Annotated in this window: 18 protein-coding genes; 7 read left to right on the plus strand and 11 right to left on the minus strand. The window is 64.0% G+C overall.

Annotation, left to right across the window (positions count from 1 at the left end):
- Positions 1 to 42: 42 nt before the first annotated feature.
- Positions 43 to 1065, plus strand: coding sequence for an ABC transporter substrate-binding protein (locus tag C4K40_RS01115; protein WP_053132790.1), 1023 nt, complete (start codon positions 43 to 45; stop codon positions 1063 to 1065).
- Between the two features lie 170 nt (positions 1066 to 1235).
- Here the strand turns inward: C4K40_RS01115 and C4K40_RS01120 are convergent, their stop codons facing one another.
- Entirely contained in the window at positions 1236 to 2156 is a 921-nt protein-coding gene (locus tag C4K40_RS01120; RefSeq protein WP_022643516.1) for a LysR family transcriptional regulator, read from the minus strand.
- Positions 2157 to 2340: 184 nt separating this feature from the next.
- On the opposite strand from C4K40_RS01120, the gene C4K40_RS01125 reads away from it, so the two are divergent.
- Positions 2341 to 3246: a TauD/TfdA family dioxygenase gene (locus tag C4K40_RS01125; protein WP_053132786.1), complete on the plus strand. Its 906-nt coding sequence runs from the start codon at positions 2341 to 2343 to the stop codon at positions 3244 to 3246.
- A gap of 224 nt (positions 3247 to 3470) precedes the next feature.
- On the opposite strand, the gene C4K40_RS01130 is transcribed toward C4K40_RS01125, so the two are convergent.
- Positions 3471 to 5087 (minus strand): alkaline phosphatase family protein, encoded by a 1617-nt coding sequence (locus C4K40_RS01130; RefSeq protein WP_053132783.1) that lies wholly within the window; start codon positions 5085 to 5087, stop codon positions 3471 to 3473.
- A 283-nt stretch (positions 5088 to 5370) separates the two neighbouring features.
- Between C4K40_RS01130 and C4K40_RS01135 the strand changes: the two genes are divergently transcribed.
- Positions 5371 to 6459, plus strand: a complete 1089-nt coding sequence (locus tag C4K40_RS01135) for an ATP/GTP-binding protein (protein WP_256224049.1) — start codon at positions 5371 to 5373, stop codon at positions 6457 to 6459.
- Positions 6460 to 6464: 5 nt separating this feature from the next.
- A complete protein-coding gene (locus C4K40_RS01140; protein ID WP_031321548.1) occupies positions 6465 to 6962 on the plus strand; it encodes a hypothetical protein in 498 nt (165 codons plus the stop codon).
- Between the two features lie 115 nt (positions 6963 to 7077).
- On the opposite strand, the gene C4K40_RS01145 is transcribed toward C4K40_RS01140, so the two are convergent.
- Positions 7078 to 8022 (minus strand): LysR family transcriptional regulator, encoded by a 945-nt coding sequence (locus C4K40_RS01145; protein WP_053132780.1) that lies wholly within the window; start codon positions 8020 to 8022, stop codon positions 7078 to 7080.
- 153 nt (positions 8023 to 8175) lie between these two features.
- Between C4K40_RS01145 and C4K40_RS01150 the strand changes: the two genes are divergently transcribed.
- Positions 8176 to 10542, plus strand: a complete 2367-nt coding sequence (locus C4K40_RS01150; RefSeq protein ID WP_022643910.1) for a TonB-dependent receptor — start codon at positions 8176 to 8178, stop codon at positions 10540 to 10542.
- Between the two features lie 64 nt (positions 10543 to 10606).
- Entirely contained in the window at positions 10607 to 11947 is a 1341-nt protein-coding gene (locus C4K40_RS01155; RefSeq protein WP_053132777.1) for an aryl-sulfate sulfotransferase, read from the plus strand.
- A 37-nt stretch (positions 11948 to 11984) separates the two neighbouring features.
- Here the strand turns inward: C4K40_RS01155 and C4K40_RS01160 are convergent, their stop codons facing one another.
- From C4K40_RS01160 to C4K40_RS01195, 8 genes are all read right to left on the minus strand, one after another.
- Positions 11985 to 12326 carry a hypothetical protein gene (locus tag C4K40_RS01160; protein ID WP_031321549.1) on the minus strand — a complete coding sequence of 114 codons (342 nt, stop codon included), beginning with the start codon at positions 12324 to 12326 and terminating at the stop codon, positions 11985 to 11987.
- Entirely contained in the window at positions 12323 to 12751 is a 429-nt protein-coding gene (locus C4K40_RS01165; protein WP_246196016.1) for an SMI1/KNR4 family protein, read from the minus strand. Before C4K40_RS01165 ends, C4K40_RS01160 begins: the two co-directional genes overlap by 4 nt.
- 97 nt (positions 12752 to 12848) lie before the next feature.
- Complete coding sequence (locus tag C4K40_RS01170) at positions 12849 to 13514, minus strand: hypothetical protein (RefSeq protein ID WP_022643914.1); 666 nt, start codon at positions 13512 to 13514, stop codon at positions 12849 to 12851.
- 87 nt (positions 13515 to 13601) lie between these two features.
- Positions 13602 to 13808 carry a helix-turn-helix transcriptional regulator gene (locus C4K40_RS01175; RefSeq protein ID WP_022643915.1) on the minus strand — a complete coding sequence of 69 codons (207 nt, stop codon included), beginning with the start codon at positions 13806 to 13808 and terminating at the stop codon, positions 13602 to 13604.
- Between the two features lie 9 nt (positions 13809 to 13817).
- Positions 13818 to 14396 (minus strand): hypothetical protein, encoded by a 579-nt coding sequence (locus C4K40_RS01180; RefSeq protein WP_022643916.1) that lies wholly within the window; start codon positions 14394 to 14396, stop codon positions 13818 to 13820.
- 295 nt (positions 14397 to 14691) lie between these two features.
- Positions 14692 to 15897, minus strand: a complete 1206-nt coding sequence (locus C4K40_RS01185; protein ID WP_022643917.1) for a CynX/NimT family MFS transporter — start codon at positions 15895 to 15897, stop codon at positions 14692 to 14694.
- Positions 15884 to 16345 carry a nucleoside deaminase gene (locus tag C4K40_RS01190; protein ID WP_022643918.1) on the minus strand — a complete coding sequence of 154 codons (462 nt, stop codon included), beginning with the start codon at positions 16343 to 16345 and terminating at the stop codon, positions 15884 to 15886. The genes C4K40_RS01185 and C4K40_RS01190 overlap by 14 nt, the downstream gene beginning before the upstream one ends.
- Before the next feature lie 28 nt (positions 16346 to 16373).
- Positions 16374 to 17036 carry an ankyrin repeat domain-containing protein gene (locus tag C4K40_RS01195; protein WP_053132771.1) on the minus strand — a complete coding sequence of 221 codons (663 nt, stop codon included), beginning with the start codon at positions 17034 to 17036 and terminating at the stop codon, positions 16374 to 16376.
- Between the two features lie 106 nt (positions 17037 to 17142).
- Here C4K40_RS01195 and C4K40_RS01200 point away from each other — a divergent pair, with 106 nt between their 5' ends.
- Complete coding sequence (locus C4K40_RS01200) at positions 17143 to 17991, plus strand: LysR substrate-binding domain-containing protein (RefSeq protein ID WP_053132962.1); 849 nt, start codon at positions 17143 to 17145, stop codon at positions 17989 to 17991.
- Positions 17992 to 18086 lie beyond the last annotated feature (95 nt).

Genomic DNA, 18086 nt, shown 5'->3' on the forward strand with positions numbered 1-18086 from the left:
CCTTGGGCTCCTCAACGCCTTTGCCCTCCAGGAGCCGTCCCCATGAACCTTCCCTTCAAACGTGTGATCAGCCTGTTGGCCGCGCCGGCCCTGGCCGGGCTGCTGGGCTACCTGCCGCTGCAGGCCCAGGCTGGCGAACTCAAGGAAATCCGCATCGCCGTGCCCGACCTCAGCGCCGGTACCCAGCACAGTTCCGGCGGGGTGGTGGATGTGCTGCGCCACCAGCAGATCCTGGAGAAGGCCTTCGCCGACCAGGGCATCAAGATCCAGTGGAATTTCTTCAAGGGCGCGGGGCCGGTGATCAACGAAGCCTTCGCCAATGGCCAGGTGGACCTGGCCTACCTCGGCGACTTGGCGGCCATCATCGGCAAGTCCAATGGCCTGGATACCCGCCTGCTCAGTGCCACGGCCCGTGGGGTCAAGCATTACCTGGGGGTTGCGCCGGGGTCGGGGATCAAGACCCTGGAAGACCTCAAGGGCAAGCGCGTGGCGGTGTTCCGTGGCACCGCCACCCAGTTGTCGTTCGATGCGGCCCTGGCCAGCCGGGGCCTGAGCGAAAAGGACCTGAAGGTGGTCAACCTCGACTTCAATGCCGCCGTGGCGGCCCTGGCGGCCAGGCAAATCGACGCTTCCTGGGGCAGCACCGGGCTGTCCGCCCTGCGCAGCAAGGGCCTGGCCGAACTGCCCCTGAGTACCAAGGACCTGGGCGATGCCGGCAGCGTGCAGGCGGTGCTGGTAGGGGCGGGCAAGTTCGTCGACGAGCATTCCGAGGCTGTGGAAAAACTGCTCAAGGCCCAGCAGCAGGCGGTGCAATGGCTGACCCAGGACAGCAACAAGGAGGCCTATATCCAACTGGTGTCGGGGCTGGCCAGTTATCCACCGGTGATTCTCCAGGATGACCTCAAGGACCAGCGCCTGAGCGAGATCTTCCCCTCGACCCTGGACCCGGTGTTCCTCGGCCGGTTGCAGGACGCCGTGGACCTGGCGGCCAAGGAGCGGCTGATCCGCAAGCCGTTCAAGGTCAGCGAATGGGTCGCCCCGCAACTGGCCGCCGCCGGCCTGTAGCACCCGGTCGAAATGTAGCCGCTGCCGAGCTTGCGAGGCTGCGACAAGGTCCGCAGGACCTTCAGCGATCCTTGATACCTGGGCCGTTGCGCGGTTTGCCTGATGCACGGTGTCGCCTGGTTTTGCGGGCGCTGCGCACCCGGTCGCAGCCTTGCGCTGCTCGTCAGCGGCTACAGGGCCATGGCCACTTGCTGCTGGTCCACGCTCACCAGCACTTCGATCATCTTGCGGGCCGCCGGCGACAGGCGAAACCCACTGCGGCTGACGATGCCGCAGCGGGCGTTCAGGCTGTCGATGTTCTGCGGCAGGTTGCGCCAGTGCAGCAGGGCCAGCGAACCCTGGGCGATATCCTCGGCGAACGCCTCGGCGGTGCCCACGCCGATGGCATTGGACTGGCGGACGATCTTCACCAGCGCCGGGAAATGCTCGGTCTCGATGGTCGGCGAAAAATCGATGCGCCCGCTCAGGTTGGCCAGCAGCTTGCGAATGCCCGGCGGGATCAGGGTGGTGGCCAGGGGGTAGTCGAACATGTCGTTGGTGGACAGGCTTTCCTTGGCCAGCAACGGATGCCCGGGACGGCAGAAGAACACCCCGCGCTTGGGCGTCAGGGCCTGGGTCTGGTAGTTGGGGTCGGCCTCGAAGTGGCGGATGTCGGCGATGAAGAACTCGATCTCCTCGCGGTTGAGGCTGCGGCTGAGTTTTTCCCAGTTATCCACGGCAAAGCAGGTACGCACCCGCGGGTGGGCGCTGGTGAACTGCGCCACGGCGTCGGGCACCAGCTTCACCGCGGGCGCCGGGCCGCAGCCGAAGCGCACCTCGCCAGCATCGAGCTTGGTCATCTGGGTCACTTCACTGCTGAGCAGGGCCGCACCCTGCACCAGGCTCAAGGCATGCTGCAGCACCACCTGGCCCTCGGGCGTGGGGCGCAGGTCCTTGTTGCCCCGGTCCACCAGCACGCAACCGAACTCCTGCTCCAGGCCCTGGATACTGCGGCTGAAGGCCGGCTGGGTGATGCCCATGGCATCGGCGGCGCGGACAAAACTGCGGTGCTCGTTGAGGGCGATGAAGTAACGCAATTGGCGAAGATCCATATGCTTTCCCGGCATCCGAAAAATAGCTCGAAGGCATTTGCGACGAGTGAGGAATGAGGTTTTAAATGCAAGCTCTTATTCCGTCAACGAAGCATGTATTTATCTATTAGATCTAAAATGAATATAGATAGAGCGTTGTTTCGCGGCGGTGCCTACCGTGATCAGTCCGCTGAGGGTGTCTTCGATGAGTAATGCCGCATTAGCTGTCAAACCCGTTGTCCAGGCCCTTGAAATCCACCCGGTGGCCGGCCGTATCGGCGCCGAGATCCGTGGCGTGCAACTTTCCGGCGAGCTCGATGCCGCTACCGTGCAGGCCATCGAGCAGGCGCTGGTGCAGTACAAGGTGATCTTCTTCCGTGGCCAGGCCCACCTCGACGACCAGAGCCAGGAAGCCTTCTCCCACCTGCTGGGCGAGCCGGTGGCCCACCCCACCGTGCCGGTGCGCGACGGTACCCGCTATCTGATGGAGCTCGATGGCGCCCAGGGCCAGCGAGCCAACTCCTGGCACACCGACGTGACCTTCGTCGACGCCTATCCCAAGGCCTCGATCCTGCGCTCGGTGGTAGCCCCGGCCTTCGGCGGCGACACCGTGTGGGCCAACACCGCCACCGCTTATAACGAGCTGCCGGAGGAGCTGCGAGCCTTGGCGGACCGGCTGTGGGCGGTGCACAGCAACGAGTACGACTATGCCTCGGTCAAGCCCGACGTTTCGGCGGAACGGCTGGAGCGCTACCGCAAGATCTTCACCTCCACGGTGTTCGAGACCGAGCACCCGGTGGTCCGCGTGCATCCCCAGAGCGGCGAGAAGAGCCTGGTGCTGGGGCATTTCGTCAAGCGCATCAAGGGCTATTCCCAGGCCGATTCGGCGCACCTGTTCAACCTGCTGCAAAGCCATGTCACGCGCCTTGAAAACACCGTGCGCTGGCGCTGGAGCGCCGGTGACGTGGCGATCTGGGACAACCGCTCGACCCAGCACTACGCCGTCGACGACTACGGCAGCCAGGACCGCGTCGTGCGTCGGGTGACCCTCAAGGGCGACGTCCCGGTGGGTGTCCAGGGCCAGCGCAGCCAGACCACCAAGGGGGCTTGAACGCCCCCGACGGTTGCAGGTCACCACCAACCCTGCCGCTGCCGAGCTTGCGAGGCTGCGCAGGGCCCGAAGGCCACACAATCGCCGCAGCGGCTCCGGGACGGTGGCGGATTGGCGTTTTTTCGCGGGCAAGTCGGATCGCCGCCCGCTCGCTCCTACGCAAGAACGCGTATGCCTTTGTAGGAGCGAGGCTTGCCCGCGATGAGGTCCTTGAAGTCAGCGCCTCACCACACACCGATCTGCACCAGCTTCTCCGCCTCCGGTTCGCCGTAGCGGAAACGCTGGCCGCGCAGGTCGATCTCCCCATGGCTGATGGTGGTCCGGCGCTTGAGGCCGCGCAGCCATTCCAGCAGGTAGCCCAGGTGTTCTTCGCGTACCGACGCATAGGCCGGATCGGCCCCCAGGTCGTGCAGCTCCTGCGGGTCGTTTTGCAGGTCGAACAGCTGCGGGCGAAAACCGTCGTAGGCCAGGTACTTCCAGCGCTCGCTGCGCACCATGGTCATGCGGCAACGGTCGATGGGCTGGCCCAGGCGCTCCCGGGCCGGGGCCTGGAAGGCGTAGTCGTATTCGCTGATGGCGTAGCGGCGCCAGGGCGGCGTGGCGCCATGCAGCAGCGGGATCAGCGAGCGGCCTTCCAGGCGGTGCTCGGCACCCGGCAAGCCCAGGGCCTCGAGGAAGGTCGGCAGGGCATCGATGGTTTCCACCAGGCGGGCATCCACCGTGCCCCGGGTGCCGTGCGCCGCTGGCCGTGGATCGCGGACGATCAGCGGCACGCCTACCGCCGGCTCCAGCAGGAATTCCTTTTCCCCCAGGTAGTGATCGCCGAGGAAGTCGCCATGGTCGCTGGTGAAGACGATCAGGGTGTCGTCCCAGCGTCCGCTGCTGTGCAGCACATCGAACAGCCGGCCTAGCTGGTCGTCCACCTGCTTGATCAGGCCCATGTAGGTGGGCACCACGTTGGCGCGCACCTCATCGCGGGAGAAGTTCAGGCTTTCTTCGTGCTGGCGGAAGGCCTGGTACACCGGGTGGTCGCTGGCTTCCTGCGGCGCGGCCCGCACCGGCGCCAGTACCTGCTCTGCACCGTAGAGCGCGTGGTAGGGCGCCGGGGCGATATAGGGCCAGTGCGGCTTGATGTAGGACAGGTGCAGGCACCAGGGGCGCTCGCCCTGTTCGTGGATGAAATCGATGGCGCGGTCAGTGGTGTAGACGGTTTCCGAATGCTCTGCGGCGACCCGCGCCGGCAGGTGCGCGTGGCGCATCTTCCAGCCGCTGAGGATCTGCCCCTGCTCGCCGGCCGCGGCGTTGGCCCAGTCATGCCAGGGGTTGCGCCCGGCGTAGCCGCGCTCACGCAGGTAGTGGGTGTAGGGCGCGGACTCGCGCTTGTCGTCGAACAGCGGGTCGTCGGGGTAGATGCCGTCGTGGCGGAACCAGGGCTCGAAGCCTACTTCGTTCAACTGTTCGGCCTGGGGGCTGTCGGCGGCGATATCCAGCCGCTGCTGGGCATCCAGGTTGGGCGTGGCGTGGGTCTTGCCCACCAGCGCGGTGCGGATGCCGTGGGGCCGCAGGTAGTCGCCCAGGGTCAGTTCCTCAAGCGGCAGGGGCACGGCGTTCCACGCCACCTGGTGGCTGCTGACGTAGCGCCCGGTGTAGGCCGACATCCGCGACGGGCCGCAGATGGTGCCTTGGGTGTAGGCGCGGCTGAAGCGCACTCCGGCGGCGGCCAGGCGGTCGATGTTTGGGGTATGCAGGTGCGGGTGGCCGTAGCACGACAGGTAATCCCGGCGCAGTTGGTCGCACATGATGTAGAGCACGTTGCGCACGGGTTGGGGGGTAGGGGACATGGGCTTCACCGATCGAAAGACAGGTGAGGGTTTTCGCCTTCGCCAGGGGATGCCGGCAAGCGCATTTGCCGAATAGCTTTGATGCATGGCTTGCATAGCGGAAGGCATTGGCTCCGTAGGGGTACGAAAGCGTTTTAGCGGCAGGTGTGCTGGTTATCAGTGGAGCGTCTGTTAGCAGAGCAAGCTATTATCCCCCGTCATGTTTCTGTGTGATCTCAGCGTCATTCAAACCTTGATAACAAGATTTACCAAGGACGATTCCTGACAGTGTTAACGTCTGCCGGTGGCTATTTTTCAAATCGCCGCCGCTCTTATATTCGAGGAAACCATGCTCAAACGACTCCACATCAAAAACTTCACAGTCTTTGAAGAGGCCGATCTGCAGTTCAGTAAACAGCTGAATGTGATCGTGGGGGAGAATGGCGCGGGAAAGACACATCTGTTGAAGCTGGCGTACGCCGGGCTCGCGACCAGTTCCGAGGAGCGCAACCGGCCGAATGCGGCATCCGTGGAACCGACAAAATCTGTTTTGCAGTTGCGAATGGCCGACAAGCTGGTGGGGGTATTCCGTCCTGAGTCACTAGGAAGACTGGCCCGGCGCAAGCGAGGCCGCGAGCGCTGTGATGTGAAGTTTTTCTTCGATAAGAGTGAATACGACCTGGCTTTCAGTTTCGCCACTAACAGCAAGACCGAAGTCAGTGTCGAACATCTGCCCAAATGTTGGCTCAAGGCAACACCTACGTATTTACCGACTCGTGAGTTGCTGAGCATCTACCCAAACTTTCTCGCGGTTTATGAGAACCACTACCTGGAGTTTGAGGAAACCTGGCGCGACACCTGCAGATTGCTTGGCGGGTTATTGCGTAAGGGGCCGACCGAAGATCGTATTCGCGAGTTGCTCGGCCCTCTGGAAACCGCAATGCAGGGCAGTATTGAACTGGATAAAAACGGGCGTTTTTATCTACGTAACGCCAGCGGCAGAATGGAAATTCCACTGGTAGCCGAGGGCTTGCGAAAGTTGGGCATGCTGGCCCGCCTGATCAGTACGGGGGCCCTGCTGCATCAGGGCTATCTGTTCTGGGACGAACCGGAAGCGAACCTGAACCCGCGTTTGATCAAGCAAGTGGCTAAAACCATCGTTGACTTGAGCGCAAGTGGCATCCAGATCTTTATTGCCACCCACAGCCTGTTTTTACTGCGTGAGCTGGAAATCCTGTTAAGTGAGAAGCCTCAGGAGGCGGCGTTTTTTGGTCTTCACAGCAGTGATGGCGGGATTACCGTGCAACAAGGCGGGAGTTTGGAGGACATCGGCGATATCACCGCTCTTGAAGAAAGCCTGCAACAGTCCGACCGTTATCTGGCATTGGAGTGAAGGGCATGCCGGCGTTGAATGTTGATGGGTTGACCTTTACGTTTCCACTCCATTGGCAAGCCAGTAAGTTTGATGAATGGAGCTTTTATCGAAATCATTTCGTTAAGCAACGCTCGAACATTCAAGCTGTGGATATCCTGGCGCTGTCTCCGAGCCAGGTAGCCTTTCTTATCGAAGTCAAAGACTATCGTCACCCTCTGGCGCTCAAGCCATCAGCATTACCCGAGGCAATTGCCAACAAGGTATTTTGCACTTTGGCCGCTTTGCTACCGGCCCGACTGAATGGTAATACCCCAGCCAATGAACAAGCTTTGAGTCAGGCCGTTCTCAACTGCCGGGAGTTGCACGTGGTGGTACACATCGAACAGCCTGCTGCTCATCAACCTAAAGTCGATCTGGCAGACATCAAGCAAAAACTCAAAAAGCTGTTACGCGCTATTGACCCTCACCTGAAAATTGTCAGCAAGCAAAAGCCGCAGGCAATGGCCTGGACTGTTACCTAGCTTTAATCAGAACCTTCGCGACAATCTCGCGGTGTTGGAATTCACTTCCACACCACCTTCAGCAGGTGTCTATCGCCATGCATCCGTGATCCTCGAAGGCCGGTCTTGAGGCGGCTCAGACCGCCAGGTTGTCCAGGTTGCATGCTTCCTCGTCCTGCTCATCGATACGCTTGATCTCCTCGATCATCGCCTGGGCCAGCGGCGACAGCCGATACCCGGCGCGGCTGACGATGCCGTAGCGGGTGTAGAGCTCTTCCAGGTCGTCGGCCAGCCCCTCGATTTTCAGGCACACCAGCTCGCCCTTGGCCTGGTGCAGGGCATCGCTGTAGGAGCCGACGATGCCGATGGCGTCCGAGCACAGCACCACCCCCAGCAGGCTGTAGCTGTTCTCGCATTCCACATTGGGCGTGAAGTCCGGCTTGCCACTGAGATCGACAATGACCTTGCGCAGGTTCGGCGGGCGGATGGTCACCGCCAGCGGGTAGCTCATCAGCTCGCTGGCGCTGACGCTGTCGCGCCCGGCCAGGGGGTGGCCGGCGCGGCAACAGAAGTGCCATTTGCGCGGGCGCAGGCGCTGGGTCAGGTAGTCCGGGTCGGCCTCGAAGTGCCGGGTATCGGCGACGAAAAACTCGAACTCCTCGCACAGCAGGCGCTTGCCCAGGCTCTGCCAATCCTCCACCTGGAACTGCACCCGGGCCTTGGGATAGCGCCCGATGAAGCTGCCGATGGCCCGGGGGATCAGCCCGGCCGCCGGTGCCGGGCCGCAGCCGAAGCGCAACTCCCCGGCTTCCAGGCCATTGAACTGGCTGATTTCGTTGGCCATCTGCTGGGCGCCGCTGACCAGCCGCCGCGCGTGCTCCAGCAGCAGCTGGCCCTGCTTGGTCGGCGCCAGGTCCTTGCGCCCACGGTCCACCAGCTGGCAGCCGACGCTGTGCTCCAGCGCCTGGATGCTGCGGCTGAAGGCCGATTGCGAGAGGTTCACCGTGGCCGCGGCCGCGACGAAGCTGCGCTGCTCGGCGAGGGCGATGAAGTGGCGGAGCTGGCGCAGGTCGATATGCATTTTTCACATAAAAAATATCGGGGAAATGCATTGGCTATGCATTAGGTCGACTCCTTATAAAGGCAATCTCTTATGCAGTAAATCTTTGTAAAAACATAAATAAATAACTTTAGGGAATATACGAGCTGTATGTTTTCTGACCAGGAGCCGCCCATGAGCCCGTTGTCCATCGCTTCACCCCTCACGCCTCGGCGGCTCAAGCGCCTGCCCCTGGCCCTGCTGTTGGCCGGCAGTGCCGGCTGGAGCGCGAGCTGGGCCGAGGAGGCGCCGGTGCCCCAGGCGAGCCCGGCCAAGAGCAGCGCCAACAAGGTCGACGACGGCCAGTTGCAGACCGTGACCGTGACCGCCCGGCGCCGCGAGGAAAGCTCGCAGAACGTGCCCACGCCCATGAGCGTGATCGGCGGCCAGGCCCTGGAGAGCCAGCGGGTCTATCGCATCCAGGACCTGCAACAGCTGGTGCCCAGCGTCAACGTCGCCTACATGCATGCGCGCCAGTCCAGCGTGTCGATCCGCGGCCTGGGCAACAACCCGGCCAGCGACGGCCTGGAAGGCAGCGTCGGGCTGTACATCGACAACGTCTACCTGGGGCGGCCGGGAATGGCGGTGTTCGACCTGATGGACATCGAGCAGCTGGAAGTGCTGCGTGGTCCCCAGGGCACCCTGTTCGGCAAGAACACCACCGCCGGGGTGATCAACATCAGCACCCGCGCGCCGAGCTTCACCCCCGAGCGCAGCATCGAGACCTCCCTGGGCGAGGATGGCTACTTCCAGACCAAAGGCACCATTTCCGGGCCGCTGACCGATGAGCTGGCGGGGCGTTTCTCGGCCTATCGCACCCGCAGCGACGGCGATATCAAGAACGAGCACGACGGCCACGACCTCAACGGCGGTTCGCGCCAGGGCTTTCGCGGCCAGTTGCTGTACAAGCCCAGCGACCGCTTCAACCTGCGCTGGATCGGCGACTACAACGAAGAGGATTCCAGCGCTGGCACCCGGGTGCTGTACAGCACCGGGCCGACCATCAACGGCAGCAATGTCTATGAGTCGCGCGCGGCGGCCGCCGGGGCGACCCTGGTCAACGGCAGCCATCGCAAGGTCAATCTGGACAACGACCAGCACGTCACGGTGTTCCAGGGCGGTACTTCGCTGGAGGCCAACTGGATCCTGCCCAGCGACTTCACCCTGACCTCGGTCAGTTCCTACCGCTGGTGGAACTTCACCCCGCGCAACGACGATGGCCTCAACGTGCCGGCCACCTACAACGCCGGGGTCTCGGTGGAAGATAAACAGTGGTCCCAGGAGTTTCGCCTGGCCTCGCCCAGCGGCGGGTTCTTCGACTACGTGCTGGGGGCCTACTACTTCGGCTCGGACCTGGATAACAAGTCCTTCGCCTACTACGGGCCCAAGGCCGATATCTGGAACGGTACGCCCACCGGTGCGCTGAACGACGTCACCAGCATCGGCAAGGGCAAGATCCGCACCGACAGTTTCGCCCTGTTCGCCCAGGGCACCTGGCACCTCACCGAGCGCCTGGATTTCACCGCTGGCCTGCGGGGTTCCTACGAGGAAAAAACCGCCTCGGTCGGCCGCGACGCACCCCTGGGCGGTGTAGCGGTCACCGGGGCTGCGGCCAATGCCCGGCGTGGCCGGGCCGGGGCCTACGATTCCGGCGACCTGAACCAGTACAGCACCAGCCCCTCGGGGTTGCTCAACCTGAGCTACCGCTTCAGCGATGACCTGCTGGGCTATGCCACCTTGTCCCACGGCGAGAAATCCGGCGGGGTCAACCTGGCGGTAGGTTCGGCGCCCACGGCCGGTGCCGACTCCTTGCTGATCGGCACCGAGCGCGCCAACAACGCCGAGCTGGGCTTCAAGAGCACCCTGTGGGACCGGCGCCTGCAACTCAACGCCAACCTGTTCTGGACCCAGGTCAACGGCTACCAGACCAACGCCTACGACTATGGCAACCGCGTGCAGTACCTGACCAACGCCGGTTCGGTGCGCTCGCGCGGGGTCGAGGTCGAAAGCACCCTGGTGCCGCTGCGCGGCCTGACCCTGAACCTAAACGGTTCCTACAACGACGTGCGCTACCTGTCCTACAAGGATGCTCCATGCCCGCCGGAGGTCAGCTTGCGTCCCGGGGCGCCGGCGTCCTGCGATCTCACCGGACACCAGGTGGTGGGTGCTTCGAAATGGATCGCCAACGCCAACGGCGAATACAAGTGGAACCTGGACAACGGCCTGGAGGAGTACGTCACCGCCAGCTATGCCTTCCGTTCCAAGGCCGTGGGCACGGTGGAGGATTCCCAGTACGGGCAGATCCCCAGCTACGCCGTGGTCAACCTGTCCACCGGCCTGCGGGGCAACTACGAGCAGGGCCAGTGGGACGTCTCGCTGTGGCTGAAGAACGCTTTCGACAAGACCTACTACACCACCCTCTGGACCGGCGGCAACGGTGGTTACGAGGGCCTTTTGGGCACGCCGCGAACCCTGGGCGTGACCGGTCGCTACGACTTCTGAAGTCCGCTTTCGCACCTGGCGCCGGGACTGTCGGCGCCCTTCAATCCGAACAGGAGTGCCTGCCATGCCACGCGCCACAATCCCCTTGGCCTTGTTGACCACCACCTTGCTGGCCGGAGCGCTGCACGCGGCGCCCAGCGTCTACCCCACCGGCGTGACCCGCTACGACCCGGCCAAGGCCTATAACCAGTACGTGATCTTCAGCGGTGCCGACAAGCAGACCCACTTGATCGACATGAACGGCAACGAGGTCAGGAACTGGCCCCAGGCCGGTTTTCCCTCAGCCATCATCGACCCGCAACTGGTGGGCGGCGAGCGTGGCCGAGTGCTGTTGCAGCTCAAGGACAAGGACCCCGGCCCGCTCGGTTCGGCGGGCAACGGCCTGGGCAACCAGAGCGTCGGCGAGCTGGACTGGAACGGCAAGCTGGTCTGGCAATGGGGCGACCAGGCCCCCGGCGGCGCGGCCCAGCAGCACCATGACCAGCGCCGGTTGAGCAATGGCAACACCCTGGTGCTGGCCAACAAGGTGCACAAGGTGGCGGGTTTCAAGGTGCCCCAGGTGATCGACGACGTGATCTACGAAGTCAGCCCCGACGGCCAGGTCAAATGGCAGTGGCTGGCCTCCGAGCACCTCAAGGAGTTCGGCTTCACCCCCGCCCAGTTGCAATTGGTGCGCGGCACCAGCAACCCGGACTACCTGCACATCAACAACCTCAGCGTGGTAGGCCCCAACCGCTGGTTCGACGCCGGTGACAAACGCTTCGCCCCGGACAACCTGCTGATCGACTCACGCAACGCCAACTTCATCGCCATCATCGACAAGCACAGCGCCAAGGTGGTCTGGCGCCTGGGGCCGAACCTGGCGCCGATCGAACCCAAAAGCGCCGGCAAACTGCCGCGCCCGGTGGACCAGTTCGTCGGCCAGCACGATGCCCACATCATTCCCGCCGGCCTGCCGGGGGCCGGCAACCTGCTGGTGTTCGACAACCAGGGTACGGCCGGCTACCCCCCGGTACCCCTGGGGCTGATCGCCGGCTCCCGGGTGCTGGAGATCGATCCGATCAAGCGTGAAATCGTCTGGCAATACAGCGCCGCCAGTTCCAGGCAACCGGGCTGGGCCTTCTACAGCTCGTTCATCAGCAGCGCGCGGCGCCTGCCCAACGGCAACACCCTGATCGACGAGGGCATGAACGGGCGTTTCTTCCAGGTCACCGGTGCTGGCGACATCGTCTGGGAATACGTCAGCCCCTACCTGGGCAAGGCCCAGGGCAGCGAGGCGGTGAGCAACTGGGTGTATCGCGCGCTGCCGGTGAACTACGACTGGGTGCCGGAGGGCACGCCGCGTTCGCAAACCGCCGTGCAGGCGCCAGAGCCGCAGTTGAAACAGGCCAGCGCCGGGATCTGACCCCGCAAGTTCACCCCTGGCGAAGGCGCCTGCCCGTTCAGAAGTAGAAGTACAGGCCGGTGTCCCGCTCCAGGGCCAGTCGATTCAGGGCGATCAGCCTGTGGATAAGTTCATCCCCGGCGGTCGCGGTCTGGGTGAGGATCGCCAGCGCCGTGGCGAGGTCGGCCTGGCCCTGGATCGAGGCGTCTTCGTAGTCGTCGATCAGGGTGCCCAGGGCGCGGTTCAAGCTCGGCAGCAGGTCGCTGCGCCACAGGCTCGCCCACTGCTCTGGGGACAGGGCCAGTTCTTCCAGGTCGCCCGGCAGGCACTGGTCCAGGTCCAGGCGTTGCATGGCGCCCTGGCTGGTGGGCACGACTATCCATCTGCGCGGTGTGTTCATGGCTGCCACAGCTCGACGAAGGCCCGGAAGTCAGCCGCCACCGGGTAGCGATTGGCGCTGTCGGGGTCGAAGATTTCCACCGCCACGCGCGGGCTGTTGAAGTCCAGGCAGACCAGCAAGCCGCCGGCATCCCGGGCAATCGCCAGGCAGCCGGCGGCGAGCCCCGGCACGCGGCCAGGGGTGGCGTACCAGGGCAGGGTCCAGGGTTCGTCGTTCATGCTGAAAGCGAAGAACTCGCTGATGCAGGCGTAGCCGTTGCCATAGGCGAAGGTGCCGATCCCTGGCGTGGCGGCCTCGGCGTAGCGCACCAGCTCCAGGTACAGCGGCGGCAACTCCAGGCCCAGGCGCTGCTGTACCTGGGCGATCAGTTGTTCGTCCACCGTCGATCCGGGTTCTATTTCCCAGGCGTTCCAATCCAGGGTCATGCTCGACATGCACCTTGTGCTCAAGGGCCGTGCCCGCCCGATGGGGGACGGCATCGAGGGGCGATTGTAGGCGCGTCGACTGGTGCGCGGTAGGCGCTTATTTGCAGCTCTGGCCTTCGGGCAGGGTCACGCTGTAGTTGCGCTGGACCCGGTTGCGGAAGTCCAGGTTGTCCAGGCTCTCCTGCACCAGGAAATCCTCGATCTTGGCGTCTTGGCAATCCTCGTTATAGGACGAGGCTCGCAGTACGAACACCGTGCGCCGGCTCTGCTCGTCCTTGGCCTTGATGTTGAAGGTCGAGAGGGTGGTGTAGGCGGTGCGCTCCGAGGAGCCGACGGCGCGGTAGGACATGGTCGGCGTGCTGGTGCACACGGTCTGCTGGTGCTTGCCGGGCATGCACGTGGTCTTGGTACTGCTGGGCACCGAGGCGTAGTCGGTGGCGGTGTAGCGGTAGCTGGTCCTTTTGCTGCCCACATCCAGGGCGATGTTCATGCGAAACGGTGGATGATCCTTCGGCAATGCCGACTCGGTATACACCTTGGTGAAACCCATGCCATGCAGGGCGGCGACCATGTCGCGCAGGTAGTAGCTGGCCTTGAGGGCCTGGGCATCCTTGGCGCCGTTGACGGTCACCAGTACCGGAGCCTGGCGATCGAAGTAGTAGTCTTGGGCGGGGGTGGCGTCGATCGCCACGTCGAGTTTGTTGGCGCAGCCGGTCAACAGGGAGACGAGCAGCAACAGCGGGTAGAGCAGAGTACGAGTCATGAGTCAGCCATTGGATAACAGGAGGGCTTGGAACAGGCTTTAACGGTCTGGACTCGATCAAACACACGCGAAGGGGGAGACGCAGTCTCAGTCTGCCTGGTACTCCAGCAAGTCGCCGGGTTGGCAGTCGAGTGCGGCGCAGAGTTTGTCGAGGGTCTCGATTTTCATCCCCTTGACCTTGCCATTTTTCAGCAACGACAGATTGGCCTCGGTAATGCCCAGGATGGCGGCCAGCTCTTTCGAGCGAATCTTGTTTTTAGCCATGACAACGTCAAGCCGAACGATAATGGTCATCTCATTGTTCTATATGTAGTGACTGTGCTCATCACTGAGGATTTTCGCGTCGCGCATGATAATGGAAAACGAGCACAGCAAGATTCCTTTGACCACCTCGTAAGCGGCGTAGGACGAGAAGCCAGCGGAGATCTGCAGGATGCGTTCGCCGGGCGGCAGGTCGATGGACAGGGCCAGGCCTTGCAGGGTCTCCATCATCGGGAAAGTGGCCGGGGCGATGATCCACAGCATGCCTACGCGCCAGAGGATGCGGATGTTGCGATCGCTCCAGGTTTCCCCCCGGGACAGGCGCATGAAGAACACCCCGGTCAGCCACAGGGCGAAGCTCGACAGCAGCAGTGGCAGGAAGTCCAGGATCACCAGCAGGGTGAAGCTCAGGGTGGAGGGCTTGAAGTCGGCTTCCAGCAGGCGTGGCCAGTGTTCGGCGAACACTCCGAGCAGGGCGCCCAGGACCTGGTCCTTGCTGTAGATCCAGAGCCCGGCGTTGCCGCCGATTTCCACGATGCCCATGACCCAGGCCAGGATCGCGGCCAGCATGCCGACCCGGCGTAACCGGTATTGGGCAGAACCATTGTTTTGGAGGGGCATCGGGTATTCCTTGCAAAGCTGTGGGGGTGGCGGATTATTTATAAATAATTATCGAATTACAATAATTTATTTCACTAATAATTCTCCGACCCCCAACGTCTATTGCTTTGGTCCCCTCCATCGAGTCCCGGCCTGTGGCCGCTCTCCAGAGTTTGCCAGTCGTACTGCGGCGCTGGGTGTTGCGGGCGCTGTGGGCTCGGTCGCAGCCTCGCGCCGCTCGACAGCGGCTACAGGGTTCTGTGTAACCGCTGGCGCCCGGCTCGGCACGAGTCGCCTGCTGGACCCGGCCCCAGGCTCATGCTGCTTGTGCGGCGGTGTCGAAACTGGCCCTGGGCTGGTAGCTGGACGGGCTGAAGATGCGGGTCAGGAGCAGCATCGCCACGGCACCGGCGACCAGCACCCACCAGGCGCTGGTGAACTCGCCGGTGACCTGGCGCAGCCAGCCGGTGAGCCAGGGCGAGACAGCATTGAGCAAGAACCCCACGCCCTGCACGAAGGCCGCCAGTTGCCCGGCTTCCCGGGGGTCGCGGCGGTGGTCGAGGGTGAGGATCAGGCTCAGGCCGAAGCAGGCGCCCAGGCCGAAGCCGATCAGCGCCACCCACAGGTGCGGTGCTTGCAATGGCCACAGCACCAGGCCGAGAAAGCCCAGGGCCTGAGCGGCGAGGCTGATGCCCAGCAGGGGCCGGCGGTCGACGCTGCGTTGGGCCAGGGCCGGCATCAACAGCGCGGCGATGACTTGGAACACGGTCATGAACGCCAGCAGCGAACCGCTCAGCGTGGCGCTCCAGCCCATCTGCAGGTAGTAGGCCGGCAGCCAGGCCACCATGCTCATGTAGCCGCAGTTCACCAGGCCGAAGTACAACGCCAGCAGCCAGGCCCGGCGGTTGTTCCACAGGCTGTCGCTCTTGCTTCGGGAGCCTTGGCGGCGGGCGGCGCCCAGGGGCAGGCAGGTCCACAGCATCAGGGCCGCCATGGCCGGCAGCAGCCAGACCCCCAGGCCCACCTGCCAGTTGGCGAAGTGCAGCGCCACCTGTGGGCTGAGCAGCGCGGCGAGCCCGCCACCGCCCATCAGCGAGGCCGAATACACCCCCATCGCCAGGGCCACTCGATGCTGGAACTGGCGCTTGATCAGCGCCGGCACCAGGGCCTGGATCAGCGCGACGCCGGCACCGCCCAGCAGGGCGGAAGCCAGCAGGGCTGGCGCCTGGCCGAAGTACAGGCGCGCCAGGCAGGCCAAAAGCACCAGCAGCAGGCCCAGGGAAACCCCGTGGCGCTCTCCCAGGCGCGCTTCGATGCGTACGCCCAGCAGTGCCACCAGGCCCATGCAGATCACCGGCAGGCTGGTGAGCCAGGCGCTGCTCTGGAAACTCATGCCGGTGGCCTCGCGGATCTGCCCCAGCAGCGGGCTGACCGAGCTGAGGATCGGCCGCAGGTTAAGCCCCAGGCACACCAGCAAGGCCCAGCCGGCGAAGGTCTTGAACGCTGATTCAGTGCGCGGCATGACGGTCCTGCCAATCCTGGTAGATAGCGTTCATCGCCGCCTGCGGCAGGTGCTGCACAGGCAGCTTTTGGGTCGCCAGGGGCTGGCCCAGTTGTTCGTAGATCGCCGCGGTGGACAGGCCGAACGGCGCCGCCTGCTGGTTGCTGGCGGCGAACACTGCCCGGGATACGCCGCACAAGTACATGGCGGCCAGGCACATCGGGCAGGGCTGGCCGCTGGCGTAGATCACGCAGCCGTCCAGGCGCGGGCCCAGTTGCTGGCTGGCGCTGCGGATCGCCAGCAGTTCGGCGTGGGCGGTGGGGTCCTGGCTGAGGTGGATTTCGTTGACCGCCTCGGCCAGTACCTGGCCGTCGCGTACCAGCAAGGCGCCGAAGGGCCGGCCGCCCTGCTCGACGTTGCGCCGGGCCAGGGCCACGGCTCGTTCGAGGAAGTGTTGATCGTTATGCATGCAAATCTCCGGCGTGCGCCGCGCGAGTTCAGGAGGCCCCGGCCTCGCGCAGCAGTTGGGCAGTGGCCTCCTGGCCGCGTTGTTCGGCATGGCGCAGGGGGCTGATCCCGGCGCGGTCCGGCAGGTTCAGGTCGGCACCGGCGGCGATCAGCCGGCTGACGATGCGCTGGTGCGCCGGGCCGCCATCGGAGAGCAGGATCGCCTCCAGCAGGCAGGTCCAGCCCAGGCGGTTGACGTGGTCCAGGTCGACCCCGGCGGCGATCAGCAACTCCACGGTGGTCTCGTGGCCACGCTCGCAGGCCGGGATCAGCGCCGTGCCGCCGTAGCGATTGGTGCTCTTGAGGTCGGCGCCATGGGCCAGGGTCAGCTTGAGGATCTCGTCGTGGCCGCTGGCACCGGCCAGCAGGTAGGGGCTGTCTTGCATCAGGTTCTTGCGGTTGACGTCGGCGCCGGCCTCGATCAGCACCCGGGCGATCTCCACCTGGTTGCCGCGAGTGGCCAGCAGCAGCGGGCTGCTGCCATCCAGGCCCCGGTCGTCGAGTGGCGCGCCCTGGGCGATGAGCTCGCGTACTTGCTGCAACTGTCCGTTGCGTACCGCTTCGAGCAATGCATTGTCGCTGGCCATTACCACTCCCGCCGTGAGCAGACCGGCGGCCAACAGGCCGCGTTTGAAGGACAGGTTGAACCCCATGCAAACCTCCCGTTCCGACTGATGAGCGACGAGTATGGGCAAGCTCCTGGGTATTCTGAAATTAAATATAATCATGCTAATCAGTGGCTATCAGAATGGTTTGGCGATGTTCGATCCCGTGTTGTTGCGCAGTTTCGTGGCGGTCGCCGACTGCCAGAACTTCACCCGCGCCGCCGAGCGCCTGCACCTGACCCAGTCCACCGTGAGCCAGCAGGTGCGGCGTCTGGAGGAGAGCCTGGGCTGCCAGTTGCTGGACCGCGACCAGCGCCGGGTGGTGGCCACGGTCGAGGGCGAGCGGCTTTTGGCCTATGCCCGGCGCATCCTGGCGCTGCACGAAGAGGCCAGCGATGTGCTGATCAACCAGCGCAGCGAAGAGGTGCTGCGCCTGGGGGTGCCGGAGGACTATGCCGCCGAGCGCCTGATGCCGTTGTTGTCACGGTTTGGCCGCGACTACCCGGCGGTGCGCCTGGAGGTCACTTGCGGCCTGGGGCCGGAGTTGCTGCGCCAATACCGGCGTGGCGAGTTCGACCTGTTGCTGGTCAAGCAGATGGGCCATGGCGACGACTGCCTGGGCTCCTGGCCCGAGCCGCTGTGTTGGGCCGACAGCCTCCGGCAACCGGCCTTCGGTCGCGAACCGCTGCCCTTGGTGGCCTTTGCGGTGGGGGGCTTGTACCGCCAGGAAATGCTCCATCACCTGGAAGTGGGCGGTTGGCCCTGGCGCATCGCCTATTCCAGCGCCAGCCTGGCCAGTGTCTGCTCGGCGGTGGGCGCAGGCTTGGGGATCAGCCTGCTGCCGGTGCGGGTGCTGGGCAAGCAGCACCGCATCCTCGATGCCGACAGCGGCCTGCCGGATATCCAGGGCGTGCGCCTGGCCCTGTATGCCGGCAGCGGCTTGAGTCGGGCAGGCAAGGCATTGCAGGAGCAGTTGCGAGTGCTGGCGGCCGGAAAGTTATAAGTTGCCTTGGCGTGGATATAGCTTATATGGACCGTGCTGGACTCTATAGCTATTTGATTAGTTGTAAATCAAGTTTGTCTTGGACAACTTTCCGG

Source organism: Pseudomonas sp. CMR5c (assembly GCF_003850545.1).
GTDB classification, from domain to species: domain Bacteria; phylum Pseudomonadota; class Gammaproteobacteria; order Pseudomonadales; family Pseudomonadaceae; genus Aquipseudomonas; species Aquipseudomonas piscis.

Bases quoted from the DNA above. Each gene is read 5' to 3' on its own strand.
- C4K40_RS01115 (WP_053132790.1), top strand. From the start codon at position 43: ATGAACCTTCCCTTCAAACGTGTGATCAGCCTGTTGGCCGCGCCGGCC.
- C4K40_RS01120 (WP_022643516.1), bottom strand. From the start codon at position 2,156: ATGGATCTTCGCCAATTGCGTTACTTCATCGCCCTCAACGAGCACCGC.
- C4K40_RS01125 (WP_053132786.1), top strand. From the start codon at position 2,341: ATGAGTAATGCCGCATTAGCTGTCAAACCCGTTGTCCAGGCCCTTGAA.
- C4K40_RS01130 (WP_053132783.1), bottom strand. From the start codon at position 5,087: ATGTCCCCTACCCCCCAACCCGTGCGCAACGTGCTCTACATCATGTGC.
- C4K40_RS01140 (WP_031321548.1), top strand. From the start codon at position 6,465: ATGCCGGCGTTGAATGTTGATGGGTTGACCTTTACGTTTCCACTCCAT.
- C4K40_RS01145 (WP_053132780.1), bottom strand. From the start codon at position 8,022: ATGCATATCGACCTGCGCCAGCTCCGCCACTTCATCGCCCTCGCCGAG.
- C4K40_RS01150 (WP_022643910.1), top strand. From the start codon at position 8,176: ATGAGCCCGTTGTCCATCGCTTCACCCCTCACGCCTCGGCGGCTCAAG.
- C4K40_RS01155 (WP_053132777.1), top strand. From the start codon at position 10,607: ATGCCACGCGCCACAATCCCCTTGGCCTTGTTGACCACCACCTTGCTG.
- C4K40_RS01160 (WP_031321549.1), bottom strand. From the start codon at position 12,326: ATGAACACACCGCGCAGATGGATAGTCGTGCCCACCAGCCAGGGCGCC.
- C4K40_RS01165 (WP_246196016.1), bottom strand. From the start codon at position 12,751: ATGACCCTGGATTGGAACGCCTGGGAAATAGAACCCGGATCGACGGTG.
- C4K40_RS01170 (WP_022643914.1), bottom strand. From the start codon at position 13,514: ATGACTCGTACTCTGCTCTACCCGCTGTTGCTGCTCGTCTCCCTGTTG.
- C4K40_RS01175 (WP_022643915.1), bottom strand. From the start codon at position 13,808: ATGACCATTATCGTTCGGCTTGACGTTGTCATGGCTAAAAACAAGATT.
- C4K40_RS01180 (WP_022643916.1), bottom strand. From the start codon at position 14,396: ATGCCCCTCCAAAACAATGGTTCTGCCCAATACCGGTTACGCCGGGTC.
- C4K40_RS01185 (WP_022643917.1), bottom strand. From the start codon at position 15,897: ATGCCGCGCACTGAATCAGCGTTCAAGACCTTCGCCGGCTGGGCCTTG.
- C4K40_RS01190 (WP_022643918.1), bottom strand. From the start codon at position 16,345: ATGCATAACGATCAACACTTCCTCGAACGAGCCGTGGCCCTGGCCCGG.
- C4K40_RS01195 (WP_053132771.1), bottom strand. From the start codon at position 17,036: ATGGGGTTCAACCTGTCCTTCAAACGCGGCCTGTTGGCCGCCGGTCTG.
- C4K40_RS01200 (WP_053132962.1), top strand. From the start codon at position 17,143: ATGTTCGATCCCGTGTTGTTGCGCAGTTTCGTGGCGGTCGCCGACTGC.